Origin of the sequence: Rahnella victoriana, assembly GCF_004330295.1 — a bacterium.
Taxonomy (GTDB): domain Bacteria; phylum Pseudomonadota; class Gammaproteobacteria; order Enterobacterales; family Enterobacteriaceae; genus Rahnella; species Rahnella victoriana.
The window spans coordinates 25,806-48,541 of the sequence record NZ_SJOJ01000036.1 but is presented as its reverse complement, the minus strand read 5'-3'; the positions used below and the strand labels follow the sequence as shown (position 1 = coordinate 48,541).

19 protein-coding genes are annotated in these 22,736 nt (G+C 52.0%); 10 read left to right on the top strand and 9 right to left on the bottom strand.

Annotated features, from left to right (window positions below):
* The first annotated feature begins 451 nt into the window (after positions 1-451).
* The gene (locus EYY67_RS22620; protein WP_095923671.1) at positions 452-724 is read left to right on the top strand and encodes a helix-turn-helix domain-containing protein; all 273 of its coding nucleotides are present in this window, start codon (positions 452-454) and stop codon (positions 722-724) included.
* A 45-nt stretch (positions 725-769) separates the two neighbouring features.
* Here EYY67_RS22620 and mdh read toward each other — a convergent pair whose 3' ends face one another.
* Positions 770-1,708 (bottom strand): malate dehydrogenase, encoded by a 939-nt coding sequence (gene mdh, locus EYY67_RS22615; protein WP_095923672.1) that lies wholly within the window; start codon positions 1,706-1,708, stop codon positions 770-772.
* A gap of 468 nt (positions 1,709-2,176) precedes the next feature.
* Between mdh and argR the strand changes: the two genes are divergently transcribed.
* The 3 genes from argR to yhcN (EYY67_RS22600) all read left to right on the top strand — a co-directional run bounded on the left by argR (position 2,177) and on the right by yhcN (EYY67_RS22600) (position 3,817).
* On the top strand, positions 2,177-2,647 hold the full coding sequence (gene argR, locus EYY67_RS22610; protein WP_095923673.1) for a transcriptional regulator ArgR: 471 nt from the start codon (positions 2,177-2,179) through the stop codon (positions 2,645-2,647).
* Between the two features lie 441 nt (positions 2,648-3,088).
* On the top strand, positions 3,089-3,352 hold the full coding sequence (gene yhcN / locus EYY67_RS22605) for a peroxide/acid stress response protein YhcN (RefSeq protein WP_095923674.1): 264 nt from the start codon (positions 3,089-3,091) through the stop codon (positions 3,350-3,352).
* A gap of 201 nt (positions 3,353-3,553) precedes the next feature.
* Positions 3,554-3,817, top strand: a complete 264-nt coding sequence (yhcN, locus tag EYY67_RS22600; protein ID WP_095923675.1) for a peroxide/acid stress response protein YhcN — start codon at positions 3,554-3,556, stop codon at positions 3,815-3,817.
* Between the two features lie 308 nt (positions 3,818-4,125).
* Here yhcN (EYY67_RS22600) and mpl read toward each other — a convergent pair whose 3' ends face one another.
* Entirely contained in the window at positions 4,126-5,511 is a 1,386-nt protein-coding gene (gene mpl, locus EYY67_RS22595) for a UDP-N-acetylmuramate:L-alanyl-gamma-D-glutamyl-meso-diaminopimelate ligase (protein WP_131694438.1), read from the bottom strand.
* 167 nt (positions 5,512-5,678) lie between these two features.
* Here mpl and fbp point away from each other — a divergent pair, with 167 nt between their 5' ends.
* A complete protein-coding gene (gene fbp, locus EYY67_RS22590) occupies positions 5,679-6,683 on the top strand; it encodes a class 1 fructose-bisphosphatase (RefSeq protein ID WP_013573794.1) in 1,005 nt (334 codons plus the stop codon).
* A 64-nt stretch (positions 6,684-6,747) separates the two neighbouring features.
* Here the strand turns inward: fbp and EYY67_RS22585 are convergent, their stop codons facing one another.
* Entirely contained in the window at positions 6,748-8,319 is a 1,572-nt protein-coding gene (locus EYY67_RS22585; protein ID WP_131694437.1) for a methyl-accepting chemotaxis protein, read from the bottom strand.
* Positions 8,320-8,635: 316 nt separating this feature from the next.
* Between EYY67_RS22585 and ppa the strand changes: the two genes are divergently transcribed.
* A complete protein-coding gene (gene ppa, locus EYY67_RS22580) occupies positions 8,636-9,166 on the top strand; it encodes an inorganic diphosphatase (protein WP_095923678.1) in 531 nt (176 codons plus the stop codon).
* A 102-nt stretch (positions 9,167-9,268) separates the two neighbouring features.
* On the opposite strand, the gene EYY67_RS22575 is transcribed toward ppa, so the two are convergent.
* Genes EYY67_RS22575 through tamA form a run of 3 tightly spaced genes read right to left on the bottom strand, consistent with a single transcriptional unit; the run spans position 9,269 to position 15,145 of the window.
* Positions 9,269-9,622, bottom strand: coding sequence for a gamma-glutamylcyclotransferase family protein (locus tag EYY67_RS22575; RefSeq protein ID WP_095923679.1), 354 nt, complete (start codon positions 9,620-9,622; stop codon positions 9,269-9,271).
* A 31-nt stretch (positions 9,623-9,653) separates the two neighbouring features.
* Entirely contained in the window at positions 9,654-13,469 is a 3,816-nt protein-coding gene (gene tamB, locus EYY67_RS22570; RefSeq protein ID WP_131694436.1) for an autotransporter assembly complex protein TamB, read from the bottom strand.
* Positions 13,466-15,145, bottom strand: a complete 1,680-nt coding sequence (tamA, locus tag EYY67_RS22565; RefSeq protein ID WP_229921250.1) for an autotransporter assembly complex protein TamA — start codon at positions 15,143-15,145, stop codon at positions 13,466-13,468. The genes tamB and tamA overlap by 4 nt, the downstream gene beginning before the upstream one ends.
* 326 nt (positions 15,146-15,471) lie before the next feature.
* Between tamA and msrA the strand changes: the two genes are divergently transcribed.
* Complete coding sequence (gene msrA / locus EYY67_RS22560) at positions 15,472-16,110, top strand: peptide-methionine (S)-S-oxide reductase MsrA (RefSeq protein WP_165497996.1); 639 nt, start codon at positions 15,472-15,474, stop codon at positions 16,108-16,110.
* A 230-nt stretch (positions 16,111-16,340) separates the two neighbouring features.
* Positions 16,341-17,690 carry a polyamine export protein PaeA gene (gene paeA, locus EYY67_RS22555; RefSeq protein ID WP_095923682.1) on the top strand — a complete coding sequence of 450 codons (1,350 nt, stop codon included), beginning with the start codon at positions 16,341-16,343 and terminating at the stop codon, positions 17,688-17,690.
* A 112-nt stretch (positions 17,691-17,802) separates the two neighbouring features.
* On the opposite strand, the gene EYY67_RS22550 is transcribed toward paeA, so the two are convergent.
* Positions 17,803-18,009, bottom strand: coding sequence for a DUF1107 domain-containing protein (locus EYY67_RS22550; RefSeq protein WP_013573785.1), 207 nt, complete (start codon positions 18,007-18,009; stop codon positions 17,803-17,805).
* Positions 18,010-18,317: 308 nt separating this feature from the next.
* Here EYY67_RS22550 and EYY67_RS22545 point away from each other — a divergent pair, with 308 nt between their 5' ends.
* Positions 18,318-18,875, top strand: coding sequence for a YtfJ family protein (locus EYY67_RS22545; RefSeq protein WP_095923683.1), 558 nt, complete (start codon positions 18,318-18,320; stop codon positions 18,873-18,875).
* 36 nt (positions 18,876-18,911) lie between these two features.
* On the opposite strand, the gene cysQ is transcribed toward EYY67_RS22545, so the two are convergent.
* Positions 18,912-19,658 (bottom strand): 3'(2'),5'-bisphosphate nucleotidase CysQ, encoded by a 747-nt coding sequence (gene cysQ / locus EYY67_RS22540; RefSeq protein WP_095923684.1) that lies wholly within the window; start codon positions 19,656-19,658, stop codon positions 18,912-18,914.
* A gap of 199 nt (positions 19,659-19,857) precedes the next feature.
* Here cysQ and EYY67_RS22535 point away from each other — a divergent pair, with 199 nt between their 5' ends.
* Complete coding sequence (locus EYY67_RS22535) at positions 19,858-21,807, top strand: bifunctional 2',3'-cyclic-nucleotide 2'-phosphodiesterase/3'-nucleotidase (protein ID WP_119823415.1); 1,950 nt, start codon at positions 19,858-19,860, stop codon at positions 21,805-21,807.
* 66 nt (positions 21,808-21,873) lie between these two features.
* Here the strand turns inward: EYY67_RS22535 and bamJ are convergent, their stop codons facing one another.
* Positions 21,874-22,494: a BamJ family beta-barrel-assembly machinery protein gene (gene bamJ / locus EYY67_RS22530; protein ID WP_095923686.1), complete on the bottom strand. Its 621-nt coding sequence runs from the start codon at positions 22,492-22,494 to the stop codon at positions 21,874-21,876.
* Positions 22,495-22,736 lie beyond the last annotated feature (242 nt).

Sequence of the window (22,736 nt, the reverse complement as noted above, 5' to 3'; positions counted from 1 at the left end):
GTTTATCAACACGCTGATGAGTTCATTAAAAACCATTATTCAGAAAGAAATAAAAATTTCAAAAGCAGATTAAATTAAAAATTCTTATAAAACAAAGAGAAACATGCATTCCCACCTTAAATCAGAAAAAACAGAGTCGTTAAACATTATCGAAATAACACAATGAAAGATAACTCATTGATATAGGAAATGCATTTGATCGAAAAAACAGCATGCCATTAAAGGGTTCATTTTAATTTTGTTCAAAAAAATAATGATACATAGTCATGAATCACAAAAATCAAAATTAATTTACTTGTTTGTCTTAATTATAAGAAGAAGGTATTTTCTAAATAAGGCAGATGAAGATTTTTAGGAAACATTGATGGAATATATATAAATGGAGAAAAAGATCTCATAACCGATATTTTAAAAATGAACGAGTGAAACCCATTTTGATAAGGATGACATCATGACGATAAGGACTGAGGACTGGCATCAGGCGGACATCATTGCCGCACTGAGAAAAAAAGGCACCACGCTTGCAGCGGTATCACGCTCTGCGGGGCTGAGTTCTTCCACACTTTCTAATGCGCTATCACGACCATGGCCGAAAGGCGAAATCCTGATTGCAGGCGCGCTGGGCATACACCCTTCGCTTATCTGGCCAAGCCGTTACTATGACCCGAAAACGTTTCAGATTATTGAGCGCCGTTGCCGCGTACCAGGAGAAAAACACGATTAGCAGAAAGCAAAAGCCGCCAGGTATCCGGCGGCTTTATTGCAAAAATCAGTGATTAATAAACTGTTCACCCAGCTCGATATCTTTACGCAGGATATCCAGCATTGAATCCAGTGACTGCTGTTCAAAGGCGCTGAGCTTGCCAATATCGATGAGCTCTGCGATACCATTTTTACCTAACAGGACGGGCTGGGCGAAGAATCGAGCATATTCGCCTTTACCTTCCACATAGGCACATTCCACAACATTGCTTTCGCCTTGCATGGCACGTACCAGCGATAAACCGAAACGCGCCGCAGCCTGACCCATCGACAGGGTCGCAGAACCGCCACCGGCTTTGGCTTCCACCACTTCCGTTCCGGCGTTCTGAATACGTTTGGTCAGCGCAGCGATTTCGCTTTCACTGAATGACACATCCGGGATCTGAGACAATAAAGGCAGAATGGTCACGCCGGAATGGCCGCCAATCACCGGCACGTCGATCGCTTCAGGTTGTTTACCCTTAAGTTCAGCCACAAAAGTATTTGAGCGGATGGCATCCAGCGTGGTGACACCAAACAGTTTGTTTTTATCGTACACGCCCGCGTTCTTCAGGACTTCAGCCGCGATCGCCACGGTGGTATTGACCGGGTTGGTGATCACACCAATGCAGGCTTTTGGACACGTCGTGGCAACCTGTTGGATCAGATTGCGGACGATCCCGGCGTTGACGTTAAAAAGATCGGAGCGATCCATTCCCGGCTTACGCGCCACACCTGCGGAAATCAGGACGATATCAGCGCCTTCCAGCGCCGGGGTGGCATCCTCACCACAGAACCCTTTAATGTTGACCGCAGTCGGGATATGACTGAGATCGACGGCGACACCCGGAGTAACCGGCGCGATATCATATAATGAGAGTTCGGAACCGGAAGGTAGCTGGGTCTTGAGCAGAAGTGCGAGGGCCTGACCGATACCGCCCGCAGCACCTAGAACTGCAACTTTCATCCTATACTCCTTTTTTATCATTAACTTATAAGTGTCGTGGATTTATTTTTAGTGTGACCTTAATCACTTATGCTGTTAAAAACAATCGCTCACTTGCAGAGAATCTGAGGTGGGTCGTTTAGAAAGTAAATAAACTCTCTAACGTCACCTTTTTACTGTCTTTTATGGCTTTTTGTCGGGAAGCTACACCATTAAAAGTAGCACCACAAAACCCACCAGGTTAATAAATGGTTAAATTCGCTCTAATGTGAGAGCTGAATCGAGATCATCAGCCAAACCGCCCGTTGCGCACCCGAAGTAACAGGCAATGCACAATTTTGGCATATTCATTACCTGCTGCTGTAAAGCATGACGCTGACATTCCTTGCTGGATGCAGAATTCGCGATCTGCGTCGTTGACCCGTGTTGCATAAAAATGCAATTATCTGCATAATCAACCCAACAACGATACAGAGACCAGGGTGCAAAATGCGTAATCCTGCTAAACAGGAAGATTTGATCAAAGCCTTCAAGGCGCTGTTGAAGGAAGAGAAATTCAGTTCTCAGGGCGAAATTGTTGTCGCACTTCAGGATGACGGTTTCGAAAATATCAATCAGTCAAAAGTCTCACGGATGCTGACCAAGTTCGGTGCCGTAAGAACCCGTAATGCCAAAATGGAAATGGTGTACTGTCTGCCGGCTGAAATTGGTGTGCCGACAACAACCAGTCCGCTGAAAAATCTGGTTCTGGATATTGATTATAACGACGCCGTTGTGGTGATCAGAACCAGTCCGGGTGCCGCACAGCTGATCGCGCGTTTGCTCGATTCTTTGGGGAAATCCGAAGGGATCCTCGGCACCATCGCCGGTGACGATACGATCTTCACCACGCCTGCACGCGGCTTTAGCGTCAAACAACTTCATGATGCGATCCTGAGTTTGTTTGAGCAGGAACTGTAATCTCAGTTATTTTGCCCGTCCTCACGCTTTCATTCTGTGCCTGAGGTCAGAAGAATCACGTTTCTGGCCTCATTCCTCTTCCGCCCTTCCCTTCTTTTATGTCCCTCAATGCCGTCAGACACGTCAGATCCACTGTTAACGATCTTCACAACACGCACATTCCCGTCACATAAATATTTCAACGATGTGATTCACTGCAAAAATGAGCACAAATAGTCAAATTCACTCAATCTATTGATTTTACGAAAAATTAACACAAAAAGAACACTTAATAGCCATTTTTTATTCCTTTTAGTTATTAAAAATACAAATAGGACACACATAACCACCCAAATAACTATTAGCAAACTATTAATATTTCGAGTGACTAGATGTATACTCATTTCCGTGGTGTGAAGCACCGGACATTACCAACATAATAAAATCGACGAGGTCAAAATCATGAACGTTAAAACTACAATCGCAACATTAAGCATTCTCTCTGCACTGTCATTTGGCGCTTTTGCAGCACAACCTGTTAGTCAGGAACAAGCAGCAAATATGCAACCACGCGGTATGATCAGCGTCAGCGGCGTTGCCGGTGCCCCTTCTGATATCCGTCAGGCACTGTCTGATAAAGCCGATGCACAGGGTGCCAAAGCCTTCCGCGTGATCGAAGTACGTGAAGAAGGTAACTACCACGCTACTGCGGAAATTTACCAATAAGTCTCAGGTAAACGAAGCGAAGGGCCTGAATGACTCGGGCCCGCGCATTGCGCAATAAGACGGATTTGTCGCTGCCTCATCACGTTCCCGCCCGCTTTACGCGCGCCTGAACCCCGATATCACAGTCCTGATGAATCCAAATCTCAACCGACGTTGCTCTCTGAAAAAATGCACCAACGTCTGCGAATTCAGGAAATTATCATGAAAATCATTACAACTATTGCTGCCCTTAGCCTGCTGTCTGCTGTGTCTTTTGGCGCCTCAGCGGCCAACCTGATCACTAATCAACAGGCAGAAAACCTGCAACCAATGGGCGTGATCAGCGTCAGCGGTGTTGACGGTGCGCCAACCGATATCCGCCAGCAACTGTCTGATAAAGCCGATGCTAAAGGTGCAAAATCATTCCGCGTGATCGAGGCCCATAACGACGGTGCCTATCACGCAACCGCAGAAATCTATCAGTAAGATTTCCGGGGAGTCCCGTAACCGGGCCACTGTTTGAGTATTCATTGAATTAGCGTTACCGGGTTTCAACAGCCACTGATTGAAGAAACGAAACAGCGAAAATAAATGGCGCTGTTGAGGCTGGAAAGAGAGCAGATACTGCCACTGCCGTACTCTCTTGCTAACGATACCCTCGTCGTCCTGTCCGACGACACCCTTTGGCCCTCAATTTTTGAGGGCTTTTTTTTGCCTGAGATTTCACCCATCCCGCCAGAAACGCAAAAAAAAAGCACAGCCTGCGCTGTGCTTCTCATTCATGGCATGCTGTTTTAAATCTGTTGTGCCGCGTCGGCTTTCGCTGCCAGTGCCGCCAGCAGTTTTCCATGAATACCGCCGAAGCCACCATTGCTCATCACCAGAATATGGTCGCCCGGCAGGGACGCTTTAATCACCATATCCACCAGTGAATCGACGTCTGCACTCCAGTGTGCGGGCTGGATGCAGTGTTCCGCCACTTCCGCCACCTGCCACGGAATGTGTTGCGGCTGTAACAGGAAGACTTCATCGGCGCGCCCCAGCGAAGGCGCCAGTTCATTTTTGCTCATGCCCATTTTCATGGTATTGGAGCGCGGTTCGAGCACGGCCAGAATACGTGCGGTGCCGCCGACTTTGCTGCGTAAGGCTGAAAGCGTCGCCAGAATCGCCGTCGGGTGATGGGCAAAATCGTCATAGACGCTGACACCATTTTCCACGCCGCGCAGTTCGAGACGGCGACGGGCATTGATGAAATCACCCAGCGCTTTGCAGGCATCTTCCGGCTTCACGCCAACATGACGTGCCGCGGCAATCGCCATCAGCCCGTTATGCATGTTGTGTTCGCCGACCAGATTCCAGTTCACCTGCCCGACAACTTCACCGTGCAGATAAACCTCGAACGAGCTGGCGTCCGGCGTCAGTTTCTTCGCATCCCACGCACAATTTTCCGCCTCACCCGCAAATTCCTGCTCGCTCCAGCATCCCATTGCCATCACTTGTTTCAGTGGCGTGTCATGCTCAGGCAGAATGATCTTGCCTTTACCCGGCACCAGACGCACCAGATGGTGGAACTGTTTCTGGATCGCTTTCAGATCATCAAAGATATCCGCGTGATCAAACTCAAGGTTATTGAGGATCAGGGTGCGCGGGCTGTAATGAACGAATTTGGATCGCTTATCAAAGAAGGCACAGTCGTACTCATCGGCTTCCAGCACCATAAACGGGCTGTTACCCAGACGCGCAGAAACCTCGAAATTGCCCGGCACGCCGCCAATGACGTAACCCGGTTCATAACCACAGGCTTCGAGGATCCACGTCACCATGCCGGCGGTGGTGGTTTTACCGTGCGTACCCGCAACGGCGATCACCCAGCGCTCTGGCAGAACATGATCATGCAGCCACTGCGGGCCGGAGACATAAGGGATCCCCTGTTCCAGCACGGCTTCGACGCAGGGATTACCGCGCGTCATCGCGTTACCGATGATCACCAGATCGGGGGGAGGATCTAACTGGGCAGGATCGTAACCCTGGATCAGGTCGATCCCCTGATTTTCCAGCAGCGTACTCATCGGTGGATAAACGTTGTCGTCCGAACCGGTTACCTGATGCCCTTGTGCACGTGCCAGCATCGCCAGCCCGCCCATAAACGTGCCGCAAATCCCAAGAATATGAATGCGCATATATTTTCCATTAATGCCTGTAAGTCAGCCGCTATTCTACCGCTCAGAATCCTCCAGAAGAAATGGATTTGCCTATGATTCGTCCATATATTTGGGCTAAACTGCTCACGCTCTTGTGAAATTTTTATTAACGTACCGTTATCTATCCTCGATTCAGGGAAAGTGTCATGAAAACGTTAGGCGAATTTATTGTTGAGAAGCAGCAAGATTTTCCACATGCAACCGGTGAACTGACAGCGTTGCTTTCAGCAATAAAACTCGGCGCTAAAATCATTCACCGCGACATCAACAAAGCGGGTCTGGTCGATATTCTGGGCACCAGTGGCGCAGAAAATGTGCAGGGTGAAGTGCAGATGAAACTCGATCTGTACGCGAATGAAAAACTAAAAGCCGCCATGAAGGCGCGTGGGGAAATTGCCGGTATCGCGTCAGAAGAAGAAGATGAGATTGTCATTTTCGAAGGTGAACGTGCGGAAAATGCAAAATACGTGATTTTGATGGATCCGCTGGATGGCTCCTCAAACATCGACGTTAACGTCTCCGTCGGAACAATTTTCTCGATTTACCGCCGTACCACGCCGCTGGGCCAGCCGGTCACTGAAGCAGACTTCCTGCAACCGGGGAACCGCCAGGTAGCTGCAGGTTATGTGGTGTACGGTTCGTCGACCATGCTGGTTTACACCACCGGTGCTGGCGTTCATGCCTTTACCTACGATCCTTCCCTTGGCGTCTTCTGCCTTTCTCACGAAAAAGTCTGCTTCCCTAAAAAGGGCAACATGTACTCGATCAACGAAGGCAACTACATCAAATTCCCGCTGGGCGTGAAAAAATACATTAAGTATTGCCAGGAGCAGGATGAAGCCACGCAACGTCCTTACACTTCCCGCTACATCGGTTCACTGGTGGCAGATTTCCACCGTAACCTGCTGAAAGGCGGCATTTATATCTATCCAAGCACCGCCAGTCATCCGAACGGTAAACTGCGTCTGCTGTATGAATGCAACCCGATGGCGTTCCTCGCCGAGCAGGCTGGCGGTAAAGCCAGCGACGGGAAAAACCGTATTCTGGACATCATTCCGCAGAAACTGCATGAACGTGCGCCATTCTTTGTGGGCAACAGTTCAATGGTTGAAGATGCAGAACGCTTTATTGCTCAGTTCCCTGACGAGTAAATAAATGAAAAAGGTGGCTTTCTGAGCCACCTTTTTTCATATTTTACAGCTCAGACAGACCTTTTCAGAACGAGTCAGCGCGGTTGAGTTTAAACACCGCCATACTTTCCGCCAGCAGTTGTGCCTGCTCTTCCAGCGAACGCGTGGCTGCCGTTGCCTGTTCAACCAATGCGGCATTTTGCTGCGCCACCTGATCCATCTGCGTAATGGCCACATTCACCTGTTCGATACCGTGCGTCTGCTCGGTCGTCGCGATGGAAATCTCGCGCATCAGGCTGGTCACGCGCGTCACTTCGCCGGAGATCTCCAGCATTGTGTCCGCCGCCGATTTCACCATATCCGAACCTTCGGACACGCGGGCTTCGGAATCGACGATCAGTTCTTTAATTTCTTTGGCTGATTGTGCACTGCGTTGCGCCAGGCTGCGCACTTCGCCCGCGACCACCGCAAAGCCACGTCCCTGCTCACCCGCACGCGCCGCTTCGACCGCCGCATTCAGCGCCAGAATATTGGTCTGGAAAGCGATGCCATCGATAACGGTAATAATGTCACCAATGCGTTTCGAACTGTCCGTAATGCCCTGCATTTTATCCATGACCCGATGCACCACTTCGCTGCCCTTGTCAGCAATCACTGACACGCTTTGCGCCAGCTGATTGGCCTGTTCGGAGTTTGCCGCATTCATGCGAACGGTGGACGTCAGTTGCTCCATACTCGCGGCAGTTTCTTCCAGCGACGCGGCGGATTCTTCCGTCCGTTGCGCCAGATGCACGTTACCGGCGGCCAGTTCGCGGGAACCGACATCAATCTGGTTGCCTGCATCACGCACACGACCCACAGACAGCGCCAGCGAATCCTGCATTTGCTTCATTGCTTTCAGCAGACGCCCCATTTCGTTATTGCGGGAATCGTCGATGTCATGCGTCAGATCGCCTTTGGCGATATATTCCAGCTGCGCAATGGAGAAGGTCAGCGGATGCATAATGATTTTCTGCAAGGCGAACCAGGCCAGCACGGCAATAATCAGCGCGACGAGGAAACCCACGGCAATCACGGTCAGCTGGATACGTGCATTGGCGCGCGCCTGATCGATGCGCTTATTGGTGTTATCGACCGCATAGGCACGGAAATCCGCCAGTGCTTTGTCGTAAGCGTTGCTGTAAGGCGTGATTTTGTTTTCCAGCACATCGTAATAATTGTCTGCACTTTGTGCCTGAAGGGCAGCAAGCAATGGCATCAGGCCATTGGTTTTATAGGCATCGTAAGTTTTCTTCACCGCGTCGGACAAATCCCTGCCCTGCTGTGTGTCGTCCTTGATGCTGATGAATTTCGCCAGATCGGCATCGGCCTGTTTGATGTAACCGGCGATACGGTCAGAAGTATTTTTGGCATCGTCCATCATGCCGATTTCCAGCTGACGCACAGCGACACCGCTGGCAACGCGCGTACGCAGCGAGAAACTGTAGCTGTCGGCCAGCGACCCCAGCTCATCGCCCTGAAGCTGGTTAATCTGTTGCAGGGACGTCGCGCCTTGCCGGATGGCATTGGCGCCCAGCACGCTAACCAGCAAGAGAATCAACGTCATAAATACCAGCAGGCCAATCAGACCGGCTTTTACGCTCAACTTATTCAACATACGGTGTTATCCAGCCATTCAGGTGAAAAGGAGATACTTCGGGTGGGTAGGGATCAGGTTTATCCTGATTTTTTGTTTGAATACTGTTATCGGCAAAAGACGGAATATCTTGATAAGAAAAGCAAAAACAGGCAGTTACGCGGAAAAGTCAGGGGTAAGTAAATTTTACTGCCAGCAGCGAAGATTTTGCGCCGGTGCAACAGCATGTCGTACCGGAAAATGCCCGGTCAGGATCCGACGAAAAGGGCGGGAAATCGCGGGAGAGTTGGCTATAATGTCCGACACTCTATTCCTGGTTCAATGAAGGAAACCAACAATGAGCTTACTGAACGTGCCGGCGGGCAAAGAACTGCCAGAAGATATCTATGTCGTTATCGAAATCCCTGCAAACGCAGATCCAATCAAGTACGAAGTGGATAAAGATACCGGCGCACTGTTTGTAGACCGTTTCATGTCTACTGCAATGTTCTATCCGTGTAACTACGGTTACATCAACCACACGCTGTCTCTGGATGGCGACCCGGTTGACGTTCTGGTGCCAACACCGTACCCGCTGCAAGCCGGTTCTGTGATCCGCTGCCGCCCTGTCGGTATGCTGAAAATGACCGACGAAGCCGGTGAAGATGCCAAACTGGTTGCGGTTCCGCACACCAAACTGAGCAAAGAATACGATCACATCAAAGATGTGAACGACCTGCCAGAACTGCTGCGCGGCCAGATCACTCACTTCTTCGAGCAATACAAAGCGCTGGAAAAAGGCAAATGGGTAAAAGTTGACGGTTGGGCTGATGCTGCTGCAGCTAAAGCTGAAATCGTGACCTCTTTCGAACGTGCTAAAAACAAATAAGTTTTCTGCCGTTTGAATAAAAAAAAACACCGCCAGATGGCGGTGTTTTTTTATGTATAACGCGTTGTCAGACAACGATTTTTAGAGACGACCTTGCTCAGACTACTCGCTTACTGCTTCGTTACGCTTAACCCAGTCTCCACCCTCAATTCTCGGCACACCATCCAGTGAGCGAATGTAGAGGTAGATCCAGGCGCTGCCATAAGGTGTCGAAATCAGCTCACGACGGTAATCCTTGGTGTTACTTTTAAGCTCATCCAACTCCGCCAGTATTGACGAAGTAATGCGGTAAACTTCGCAATAGACTTTGCCTTCCCCTGGAATAACAGCAGGATAGTGGCCCAGATTATACAGGGCATACCCTTCCAGCTCATGGTCACCCAACCATTGAGCATTCGTCATCCAATGACTGTTGCCTTGCTTGCGTCGTAAGCTACCGTAAACAATTATTCGCATGTTTATATTCGTATAGTAAAAGTCACATGAATTAAAACTCAAACTGATAGAGCAAATCCAATGCCTGATCGATGCCCGATACCGCCTGCAGGTAAAGCTTGGGCATTAACCGATAGCGCAGGGTGAGCGTTGCCAGTGAGTCGAATATCCCGACACCATATTTCACCTGTAAACCCGGCAAGACATAGCCACTGACCACGACCTGAGAGCTGTCTCCCACACCCTGAGTATCCAGCGCCAGATTACTGACACCGAATGCCTCGCCGATTTTACCCACAAGTTTACCACTTTGCGCAACCCCTAACCCGATAAGAGCTGAGGTCATCGCGCCGCTGTCACCGCCGGAATTGTCCAGTCCCTGCCCGCGAAGCAGGTAGGACAAGGCTTCCTGCTGCGACATCGCCGGATCCGAGAATATTTCAAGTTTAGGCGCATCTGCCTCACCTGTAACTCTCAGACCCGCAATCACATCATTTTCTGTCGCTTCCGGGTTACGGATCGCTTCCAGATTCAGCAACGGCTGGTCCGCCGGGCCGGAGAACAACAGCAGCCCTTTACGCACAATCAGATCCTGTCCGTAGGCATGGAAGCGTCCGGACGGAATGTTAATTTGCCCGTTCAGCCCCAGACCGCGGCTGTCCTGCGCCACTTTCAACGCCCCTTCCAGCCGCGCTTTCAGCCCAAAGGCATCCAGGCGAACGTCTTTACCAATGTTCACCATCAGGTTGCTGTTGATCGGAATCGAAGCCGAAGCCGGTGCGATCGGCTGACGCTGGTCGTTGAGCATCACTTCATCCGACGACACACCCACCGCGCTTTCCGGCAATTCCTGCACCGTAATGCGCGCCCACGGAATATCCACGGTACCGTTGAGCGAGAACAGTTGCGGCGTGGCATCAAACACTAAATCCGGTGACACGTCCAGACGCACCATCGGCGGCACCGAAACCCGGACCTTATTGCCCCGCGCCGCAATCCGCGCACGCCATGCGTTAATTTCGCTCCAGTCGGCGTTACCGTTCAGTTCCAGCTGACCCTGCGCGGTTTTGATCACCCCTTCCATGATCGACGACATGCCGTTGAAATTGATGCTGACATTGGCATCGGTGATATCAAACGGCATAAATTGCGCGTCGAAATCCACGCCGGTCAGCGCCAGTTTGCCGAACACCAGCGGTTTCTGCGCATTGCCGCCTACCCGCAGATTCGCGTTAAGAATGCCGGACGCTTTCTCGCCATCCATCAGCGCCGGTTGCAGCAAGGCCATGGAAATACGGGCAATATTCACGTTACCGCTGAGATTACGTTTTCCCTGCGGATCCGCGATTTGGATATTGCCGTCAAGCTGACCGTTGTCAGTGATCTTGATCAGCCAGTCGAGGCTGGCACGGCCATTGTTCAGACCGGCGTTCAGATTCAGCGTATCAAACGCCACCGGCAGCGGACTGCCCTGCACCAGTTGCTGCACTTTCACGCCCTTGCCCACCAGTGAAACGCTGGCCTGCGGCAAACCGCCTTCCGCTTTCCAGCTCACATCGGCTTTCCCGCTGAACACGCCACTCAGTTGCGTATCATCGGTCAGGAAAGGTTTGATCATCGCCAGATCGAAGCGGTTAAGCACCACGCTCGCCTGCCCGCTGGCACCGGCATCAATGGTGCGCGGCACGCACAGATCTGCATTCGGGTTCTGCCAGCAATGCGGACCGACGGTGATCCGTTGCTCTTTATTGAAGTAATCCAGCGCGATCGTGCGGTTCAGACGCCACTGCCCGACCGGGGTATCGAACAGCGTATTGCTGATATTGCCTTTCCATTCTTCGGTCGCGCGGTCAAAACTGCCACTCAGCGCCAGACGGCCGGAAACCGGTTTGCCGTCCACCTTCAGCGTCAGTTCATGATGATTCTCGTTACCTTTGGCCTCGAGATGAATATCAGTGATATCCAGCGCGTCCTGCCGGAGCTGCTGAACACGAACCATCAGGTTGCCCTGGATCTGATCCGTTGAACTGACGTCGCCTTTCACATCGACGCGACGCACCGTCAGCGCCTGCCATTTCAGGCCGGTGGCGGTGAGATCCGCCAGCAGTTTCGGCGCTTTCAGGTCACCGCGCAGTTGCAGCATCCCTTTTGCCACGCCGCCCAGCCCCGGCAGGGCACCGTCGAGATGCGGGGCATCCACTTTGGCATCCAGATTCCAGGTATCGCTGAGCTGGCCTTTCACATCCAGATTATTGCGGCCCAGTTCCAGATGAAGTTGCGGAATATCCCACTGCCCGTAACTGTTTCCGCGCACGTTACCTTGGGCTTTGACGGCGTTTTGCTTCACGTTACCGGTCAGATCCAGCTCCGGGATCTGCATCTGCCATGTGCCGCCGTACAGGCTGCCGCGCGTGGTGATTTTGCCCTGCAACTTCGCCGGCCAGTCCGGATACTGTTTGGCGGTGTTAATGCCGGTCAGCTTCAGCTCGCTGTTCCAGCTGATGGCTTTACTCCAGTCCACCACGCCGGTCAGATCGGTATTGCCCTCCAGCGCCGCAAGACGCAGCAGCGTAAGCCTGAACTGCTCTACGTTGCCTTTACCGTCGAGCGTCAATGTCGCGGGCGGGATCTGATCGCCTTTGAATTCTGAACGCAGCGACAGCGCGTAATCTGTCGCTTTACCGCTGACATTAAATTTGAAGCCTTTGACCTGATATTGCGGCGTGCCGGTCAGCGGCCATTGCAGGGCATCGCTGCTGAGTTTCAGATTGAGCGGCAGTCCGGCCTCCGCCAGCCGGGTTTGCAGCGCCAGCTCTGCGCGGACCGGGCCGGAAATATTCAGGCCGACATCCAGCTTATCGCGCAGCCCGCCGGCAACCCGCAGTTTGATCTTTTCCCCTTTCAGCGGATCGATATTCACGGCGGTATTGATGGTCATATCCACCGGCCAGTTCTGATTCAGCGTCGCCTGCCCGATGCCGTCCACCGAGCCTTGCGGCGAGCGGACCATTAATTTATCCAGCTTCACCACCTGATTTTGCGTACTGGCTTTCAGCTCGAAACGGGTGATCAGTACATCAGTGTCACCGGTGAGCCGCAGGTTTTCCGCGAGGATTTGCTGAATATCGAGATCAACCGGCAGTCGGAAATCCGGTAAGTCAGGCAACAGCGGTTTGGCGAACAACTCCTGCAAAGTTTCGCCCATCGGTTTCTCCGGCACCACCACCGGCGGTTCTGCCGGTTTGCCCGTGGCTTTCTCGACGGCTTTATCCTGCGCGGCCTGCACCACCTCCGGTAACGGGTTGACCGGCGTTTTCGGCAAGGCGATCAGCAATCCGCCAATACGCGTCGGCATCAGCTGGATCGCACGGCCTTCCCAGTGCGCGCCGGTACGGAATGACGCCAGAGAAATCGCGCGGTCATCGAGCGTAATATTGATATTGTCGAGCGTCAGCAAACGCAGGGTAATCGGATACGGTGTGCTGAGATTGGTCAGCGGCTCGCTGTTTTCTGGCTCCGGTTGCGCGGCGGCGGGCGTCATTTCTTTGGTGTTGACCACCACATTGACGTCTTTCACCCGCAAGGCGTTAACGCACAGCGCGCTGTTTTTCAGGCATGAGAAATCGAGGGAAAAATGGAATTCCCCGGCCTTCACGTCCACACCCGGCATGTCGTAATGCACGCCCTTCAGCGTCAGGTCACGCCATCCGCCTTCAGTGCTGGCGATATTCAGCCCCGGCACAAAACGGTTTGCGCCGTTGATCATCAGGTGCAGACCGGTTTGTGTGCCGATCAGAAAGGCCACCAGACTGATTAACAGCACCAGGAAGATCAGAAATCCCAGGCAGATCTTTTTAAATAAACTCATAATTCCGGACCTAAACCGATGTAAAACTGCAATCCATGCTCATCTTTGTCGCCGACAGGGGCGGCAACATCTAATTTCACCGGGCCGATCGGTGAAGCCCAGCGCACACCCACACCGGCGCCGGTTTTGAAATCATTTTGTGTAATGTCGTTCACCGCTTCGCCGGAATCGACGAACACGGCGCCCCACCACTTTCCGGTCACGTTGTACTGATATTCCACCGAACCGGTTCCCAGATAGGAGGCGCCGGTCAGCTTGCCTTCATCATCACGGGGAGAAATGGATTTGTATTTGTAGCCGCGAATACTGCGGTCGCCACCGGCGAAGAAACGCAGGGAAGGCGGAACCCGATCGAAATCATTGGTTTCAATCCAGCCGAGATTACCGCGAAACACAAAGCGGTGTTTATCCGCCAGCGTACGGATCCAGACGTTTTGCGCCTGCACCACGGCGAAATCGACGTCAGAACCCCAGGTGGTATTGGACACGTCCAGGGAATAGCGTTGGGAATCGCCCCACGTCGGCATCAGGCCGCCGCGCTGGCGCGTACGGTTAAGACTGACCCCCGGATAAATCAGCATGGTGGTGTTCGTCACGCTACCCTGCGTAAAGTGGTCGAGGCTCCAGCGCAAGTTGACGGCATGTTGCCAGCCGCTGGACAGATCCCAGTAACGCGCCAGATTGACCGTGGTGGAATCCGAATTGGTATCGTTGAGATCCTCACGTTTGAAGCCACCCTGCACCAGATAATATTGCTCCAGCGGAGACTTCAGCAGCGGGATTTTATAACTGAGATCTAATGACTGCTCAGGGCCGGAAAGCGTGGTGGAGGTTTCGAAGCTATGGCCACGATCGTTCACCCACGGTTTTTTCCAGTTGGCCGTCACGCGCGGGCCAATGTCCGTGGAATAGCCGACACCGGTTTCGATGGTATTTTCGGTACGCGGCGACACCACCGCATTCAGCGGCAAGGTTTTGGTGGCTTTGGCATCAGTAAAATCTGGAGACACGACAACCGAGTTAAACCAGCCGGTGGCAGACAGACGGCGGTTAAGCTCAGCCAGTTGCGCGGAGGTGTAATAATCACCCTGATGGAATGGCACCAGATTTTGCAGATACTCATCACGGATCTGTGATCCCTGATAATGCACGCTTCCGAAGCGGTAACGCTCCCCGCTGTCGAACTGAATATCCCAGAACGCCTTGTGTTCGTCTTCGATGACGCCCAGCTGACTTTTGCGCATGTTGGCATCAAAGTAGCCTTTACGTAGCGCAATACCGGTCAGCGAGCTTTTGAAATTGTCGTAGGTTCCGTGGTTTAAAATGGTGCCGACCGCTGGAACATCCCGCTTTTTCAGCTGTTCGAATTCATTATCTTTATCAGCCTGCCCTTCAATCACCACATTCGTGCCGGCAATTTTCACCGGTGTGCCGGGGGTGACTTTGGCAATCAGCACCGGACGCCCGGGTGGCGGGGTTTCACGGTAGTCAAAATCGATGGTCGGCGAATAGTAGCCCAGTGGCCGCAGACCCTGCTGAATGGCGGCGCTGACGCGGGCGCGGAACCGTCCGCTCGCCCCGACTTCGTCGCTTTGAATTGATGATAAACGAACGCGGACGTTCCTTTCCAAATCGCCATCCAGGCCTTCCAGCTGCAAACGCACCTTCGCTGCCATGGAAAGTGAGGGGGCCAGCAGTACAAATAACAAACCCAGTTCACGATATCGTGGCACACGCACTCCTGCTAAATTTTACTGTCCTGTTAAAATATCCGATGCTCGCCGGAGAATATCTGCTCGTCTTTGGCAGATTCATCTTTATAAAGTCTGATGAAAGCAGTTTAGTGCTAATCCCCTGAAAATGTTCAACGACGAAGCAACGTCCTTCGTATTGTGTGCAAAGACGCAATCAGATACAACTAACACTGACCTGTTGATGACGGTTATTCGTAAAGACCTTTTGTTACAAACCTTGTTTATTAAAGCAACAGCTGGAGTTTCCCGTGGTGCAACTTTCCGATAAAACGCAGTCTGTAAATCAGGCAGATGCGTTACCTGGCCGTACAACCCCTATGCCGGTGGCGACCCTTCATGCAGTGAATGAACACTCAATGACATATGTCCCTGACAATATGGATGTCGCGATTTTTGCGATGGGCTGCTTCTGGGGCGTCGAGCGCCTGTTCTGGCAGCAGGAAGGGGTGTACAGCACAGCAGCCGGTTACAGCGGCGGTTTCACACCGAACCCGACTTACCGCGAAGTGTGTACCGGCCAGACCGGCCATGCCGAAGTGGTGCGTGTGGTCTTTGACCCGGCGGTCATCAGTTACGCCAAACTGTTGCAGATTTTCTGGGAAAACCACGATCCGGCACAGGGAATGCGTCAGGGCGGCGATATCGGCACGCAATACCGTTCCGCGCTGTATGTGCTGAGCGCAGAACAGCAGGATCAGGCGCTGGCCAGTCTGGCGAGTTTCCAGCAGGCGATGGACGAGGCGAACGATTCGCGCACCATCACCACCGAAATCACCGAAGCCCTGCCTTTCTATTATGCTGAAGACGAACATCAGCAATATCTGTTTAAAAACCCGGAAGGCTACTGCGGATTAGGCGGCATTGGCGTCTGTCTGCCGCCGCAATAATGCGGGATTTTTAAGCGCTGGCGGCAGTCTCAGTGCTGCTGCTATACTATGCGGGTCACAAATGTGGCCCTTTAAAACGATTTATGGCAATTATCTTTGTTTTTTCATCCTTAACGCTTTTTTCTTCTGAACCGCTTTTTAATGTCTTTCTTAAAAAGAAGTTCTTTTAAGCAGCAAAAATAATGAGTGCCTTTCCCTGCCGGTTTAGCCCGGTGTTAAACGGATAGATTATGTTAAACAGTATTTTACTGATTCTCTTATTAATCGCGATCAGTGCCTTTTTCTCGCTGTCTGAGATATCGCTGGCCGCTTCCCGCAAGATAAAACTTAAACAGTTGGCAGACGAAGGAAACGTCAATGCCTCCCGCGTAATGAAATTACAGGAAACCCCTGGCCTGTTCTTTACCGTGGTACAGATTGGCCTGAATGCCGTGGCTATCCTCGGGGGTATCGTGGGCGATGCTGCATTCTCCCCGGCTTTCCAGTCATTCTTCATCCGCTTTATGTCCCCTGAACTGGCGGATCAAGTCAGCTTTATCTGTTCCTTCGTGCTGGTCACCAGCCTGTTCATCCTGTTTGCTGACCTGACACCGAAGCGCATCGGTATGATTTCACCTGAGTCGGTTGCCGTCCGTATAGTCAACCCGATGCGTTTCTGTCTGATGATTTGCCGCCCGATGGTGTGGTTTTTCAACGGCATGGCGAACATGATTTTCCGCATGTTCAAACTGCCGATGGTACGTAATGACGACATTACCTCCGACGATATTTATGCCGTGTTTGAAGCCGGCGCACTGGCGGGTGTTTTGCGTAAGCAGGAACATGAGCTGATTGAAAACGTGTTTGAGCTGGAATCCCGTACGGTTCCTTCTTCCATGACCTCGCGTGAAAGCGTGATTTTCTTTGACCTGCGCGAAAGTGAAGAAAGCATCAAAGAGAAAATCGCCACGCATCCGCACTCCAAATTCCTGGTCTGTGACGGTCATATCGATCAGGTGGTCGGTTACGTCGATTCCAAAGATTTACTGAACCGCGTGCTGGGTAATCAGAGCTTAATGCTGAGCAGCGGCGTACAAATCCGCAATGCGCTGATTGTGCCGGATACCCTGACGCTCTCGGAAGCGCTGGAAAGCTTCAAGGCGGCGGGCGAAGACTTTGCCGTTATCCTCAATGAATATGCGCTGGTGGTCGGTATTATCACGCTCAATGACGTGATGACGACGCTGATGGGCGACCTGGTCGGTCAGGGTATGGAAGAACAGATTGTTGCCCGTGACGAGCATTCCTGGCTGATTGAAGGCGGTACACCAATCGAAGACGTGATGCGCGTGCTGCATATCGAAGAATTCCCGCAGTCCGGCAACTATGAAACCATCGGCGGCTTCATGATGTTCATGCTGCGTAAAATCCCGAAACGCACCGATTTCGTTAAATTCTCCGGCTATAAATTCGAAGTGGTGGATATCGACAGCTATAAGATTGATCAGCTGCTGGTCACACGCATTGTCGATCAGCCGGTGGCGCCGCTGCTGCCAAAAACACCGCAGGAACTTAAAGACGAGAAGAAAGCGCAGGCATAAGACGCTTTTTTCAGGCATCCGGCATCCGGACGCCTGAAACACGAACGGCTCCTTTCAGGGAGCCGTTTTTTTTTGCGCACGCTGCAAAAGTGCAGCGACAACACGCGGGGACTTAGCCCATTTCCGCCTGCAAATGCGTAACCTGACGGTTAACTTCAGACATTACGCTAAAGTGGCGCTTATCACGAACCTTTGGCAACAGGATCTTGCCTTGGTCAAACTCAAAAGCGCCGACGTCTTTGATATACAAACGTCCACGAAACAGTGTCTTAACGTACTTTGCGACTTTCATCGGGTTGTAACGCTGGAAGATTCTCATTTTTCTATTGTTCTCCGTTAAATCACTGCATGTAACGGCCACGTCGCAAGGCGACAGATACCGGGACAGAAAAGTGTTTGCAGTGAAGAGACCTATAACATAGCAGGGCACTCAGGTATTGCCAGTGGATTTAACTGCTTTTACATTGCTTTTCAGTATTGTCTTAGACCCTGACATTGAAACACAGTATAACCCTGCTTTATGTGGCAATTTTGTAACCAGCAACACAATTTTAACATTCCAACAGGACAGACCACTTACGCCGTCCTATGATTGCCGTGACTGTTCTTTAGCGCCCCGGAGAATCTATGCTTTTAAGAAGTCTGTTTGTGATCACTTTTATGACATTTTCGCTATTTGCCTCAGCCCACAATTTTACCGTCGGCCAGCGTCTGGCCCCGGTCGGCGTGGATGACAAAGGCGAGCTGAATGATGTTAACGATACCTTCAGTTACAGCAAATGGAACAGCGCGAAACTGCCGGGAAAAGTGCGTATCGTGCAGCATATGGCAGGCAGAAGCAGCGCAAAGGCGTTGAACGAACCGCTGATCACCGCCATCAGGGCGGCAAACCTGCCGCATGATCGTTATCAGACCACCACCATCGTTAATACTGACGATGCCATTATCGGCACCGGGATGTTTGTGCGTAAAAGCATCGAAAGCGGCAAACGGGAATTCCCGTGGTCACAGGTGATTGTCGACAGCAACGGCGTGGTGAAAAAAGCGTGGGAGCTGCAACCGGAAAGCTCGGCGGTGGTCGTGCTGGATAAAAACGGGGTGATTAAATTCGCCAAAGACGGGGAACTGACGCCGCAGGAAGTTCAGCAGGTCATTACGCTGGTGGATCAACTGGTCAAAGGGTAGAAAAGTGAAACCCCGGTGGTGAGCCGGGGTTTGGCGTCAGAATAACGACACCCTGAAGCCCGGATTCAGAAACGATTCGCGCGGCGTATAGGTCAGCGTCTGACCTTTCCAGTCGTGCACTTGCGCACCGGCCGCCAGCGCGACCGCATGTCCGGCACCGGTATCCCAGATGTTGGTTGGCCCGAAGCGCGGATAAAGCTGCGCTGCACCTTCTGCCACCAGACAGAATTTCAGCGAAGAACCGATCGCCACCGTCTGATGCTCGCCCAGTTGCGCCAGATAATCCTGCAATTCAGGATCATTGCTGAAATGTGAACGGCTGACCACCACCAGCGGCGGATGCGCTTCTTTCACTTCAATCTGCTGCCGCTCACCCTGCTCTTCTTTCCAGGCCTTGCCTTCTGCTGCGCTGTACATCACCTGCGTCACCGGCACGTATACCACGCCCAGCACCGGAACCCCGTCTTCAATCAGCGCAATATTCACCGTGAATTCGCCGTTACGCTTGAGGAATTCTTTGGTGCCATCCAGCGGATCAACCAGCCAGTAGCGCGTCCAGTTCTGACGCTCGCTCCAGCTTTGCGGATCTTCTTCTGACAGCATCGGCGTGTGCGGATCCAGTTGTTTCAGACCGGCTTTAATCACATTGTGTGCCGCAATATCTGCCGCCGTGACCGGTGAGTCATCTTTTTTGTGGCGCGCGTCGAGCGGCTGTTCACCGTCGTATACCGCCATGATCGCATCACCCGCATCGCGCGCTAACTGACAAATTTGCTCTAACATCTTTTACCTCAACGCTTTGATTCTCATTTCTCAAGCCTAGTTTTTTTTGCCGCGAATAGCCATCACGTAATGTGAACAGGTCATAAAGTTGTTACATCTCACATTTATCTATGACAACTGATTACATTCTCAGCAAATTTTGAGATATATATCCGGTTTTTCTTTTCCGGGCATCATCCCTTTCTCTGGAGGCAAGGCAATGAATAAGCGTCATCTGACGTTATCCCTGCTGGCGATCCTGACGGCAGCATCCGTTCAGGCGTCACAGGTGGATCTGCGCATCATGGAAACCACGGATCTGCACAGCAACATGATGGACTTCGATTACTACAAAGATAAGCCGACCGATAAATTTGGTCTGGTGCGCACCGCCAGCCTGATCCACGCGGCGCGTAACGAAGTCACCAACTCAGTGTTAGTCGATAACGGCGACATTATTCAGGGCAGTCCGCTGGGCGATTACATGGCGGCAAAAGGCCTGAAACAGGGCGACGTCCATCCGGTGTATCTGGCGATGAACACGCTCAATTACGCGGTCGGTAACCTGGGCAATCACGAATTTAACTACGGCCTGGATTACCTGAAAAAAGCACTGGCCGGGGCGAAATTCCCTTACGTGAACGCCAACGTGATTGATGATAAAACCGGGAAACCGCTGTTCACGCCGTTCCTCATCACCGACAACGCAGTGAAAGACCGCGAAGGCAAAACCCATAATCTGCGCATCGGCTATATCGGTTTTGTGCCACCGCAAATCATGGTCTGGGACAAGGCCAATCTGCAAGGCAAAGTCACCGTGGCGGATATCACCGAAACCGCCAAAAAGTGGATCCCGGAAATGCGTAAACAAGGTGCCGACATCATTGTCGCGATCCCGCACTCCGGCCTGTCAGGCGATCCGTACAAAACCATGGCAGAAAACTCGGTCTATTACCTGAGCCAGGTAAAAGGCATCGACGCCATTATGTTCGGCCATGCGCACGCCGTTTTCCCGAGTGAAGAATTCGCCAGCATCAAAGGCGCGGACATCAAACAAGGCACGCTGAATGGCGTTCCTGCCGTGATGCCGGGCATGTGGGGCGATCATCTGGGCGTGGTCGATATGGTGCTCAATAACGACGGCGGCAACTGGAAAGTCGAAACAGCCAAAGCCGAAGCGCGGCCAATTTATGACAAAGAACAGAAGAAATCGCTGGCGGCGGAAGATCAGGATCTGGTGAAAGTGCTCGCCCCTTCCCATGACGCCACACGCGAATTTGTCAGCAAGCCGATCGGTAAATCCACCGACAATATGTACAGTTATCTGGCGCTGGTGCAGGACGACCCGACAGTGCAAATCGTCAATAATGCCCAGAAAGCCTATACCGAACATTTCATTCAGGGTGACCCGGATTTAGCCGATCTGCCGGTACTTTCTGCTGCCGCACCGTTTAAAGTCGGCGGGCGTAAAAACGATCCGGCCAGCTTCGTGGAAGTGGAAAAAGGCGAACTGACTTTCCGTAACGCGGCGGATTTGTATCTGTATCCGAACACGCTGGTGGTGATGAAAGTCACCGGTCAGGAAGTCAAAGACTGGCTGGAATGCTCCGCCGGACAGTTCAATCAGATCGACATTCACAGCAGCAAACCGCAGTCACTGATTAACTGGGACGGTTTCCGCACCTATAATTTTGACGTCATCGATGGCGTTAAATATGAGATTGATGTCAGCCAGCCGGCGAAATTTGATGGCGAATGTGCGCTGATTAACAAAGATGCGGAACGCATTAAGCACCTCACTTACAACGGAAAACCGATCGACCTGAAAGCCACTTTCCTGGTCGCGACGAACAACTATCGCGCTTACGGCGGTAAATTCGCCGGTACCGGTGATAAGCATATCGCTTTCGCCTCGCCGGATGAAAACCGCTCGGTGGTTGCGGCGTATATCAGCGCCGAAACCAAAAAAGCGGGCGCAGTCACCCCGACGGCGGATAACAACTGGAAGCTGGCGAAGATCACCGCACCGCAACCGCTGGATATCCGTTTTGAAACCTCTCCCGGTGAAAAAGCTGCGGCCTTTATCCAGTCACACGCGCAATACCCGCTGACGGCCAAAGGCGCAGATGCCATCGGCTTTGAGATTTATCAGGTCGATTTACAAAAGTAAGCCTTTCTGCAGACGTAAAAAAAGGGCGCATATGCGCCCTTTCTTGTTTCTGCAATCCGTCAGGAATTACAGAATTTCCAGCAGCTCAACTTCGAAGACCAGTGCGCTGTATGGTGGGATGGAAGCACCCGCGCCACGCTCGCCGTAAGCGAGGTTATGAGGGATGTACAGCTCCCACTTAGAACCGACTGGCATCAGGGTCAGTGCTTCGATCCAGCCTGCAATCACGCCGTTCACCGGGAATTCAGCCGGCTCACCACGTTGTACGGAGCTGTCGAACACAGTGCCGTCGATCAGTTTACCGGTGTAATGAACGCGTACGCGATCCTGACGGCCCGGGATGGTGCCTTCGCCCTGAGTGATAACAGAGAATTGCAGACCGGACTCGGTGCTGCTCACGCCTTCGCGCTGTGCATTTGCCGCCAGGAATTCCTGACCCTGAACTGCCAGTGCTTCCTGACGTTCACGACGAACAGCATCAGCACGTTCGTGGACTTCACGCAGTGCGCGGTGAACCACATCAACAGGAACGGCTGGTGTATTCCCTTCCAGCGCGTCACGTAAGCCTGCCAGCAGTGCGTCAGGCTCTAAGCCCTGCAAACCTGATTCCTGCAACTGTTGACCGACCTGCAGGCCGATACCGTAACTTGCCTGCGCTTCTACGCTGTCAAATGAAGGGGTAGTCATGAAATTTCCTTAGCTCTTAAAAATGTCGAACGCGCAGCATAGCAGCGCAAGCCTTTTGGGTAAAATCCTCTGTGAGGCAACATGACGGCAGGCGCAGTTCCTTTCCCTTTTCCGGAAATTTTTCGCATTTGACGCCACTCAGCACATCGTTTGGGTGATATTTGTGCTTTGTCCCTTTCCGCATCAAGCAGTTAAACAGCTATACTAGGCAGCAAAAGCAGTCGATATTACGACAGTTAACA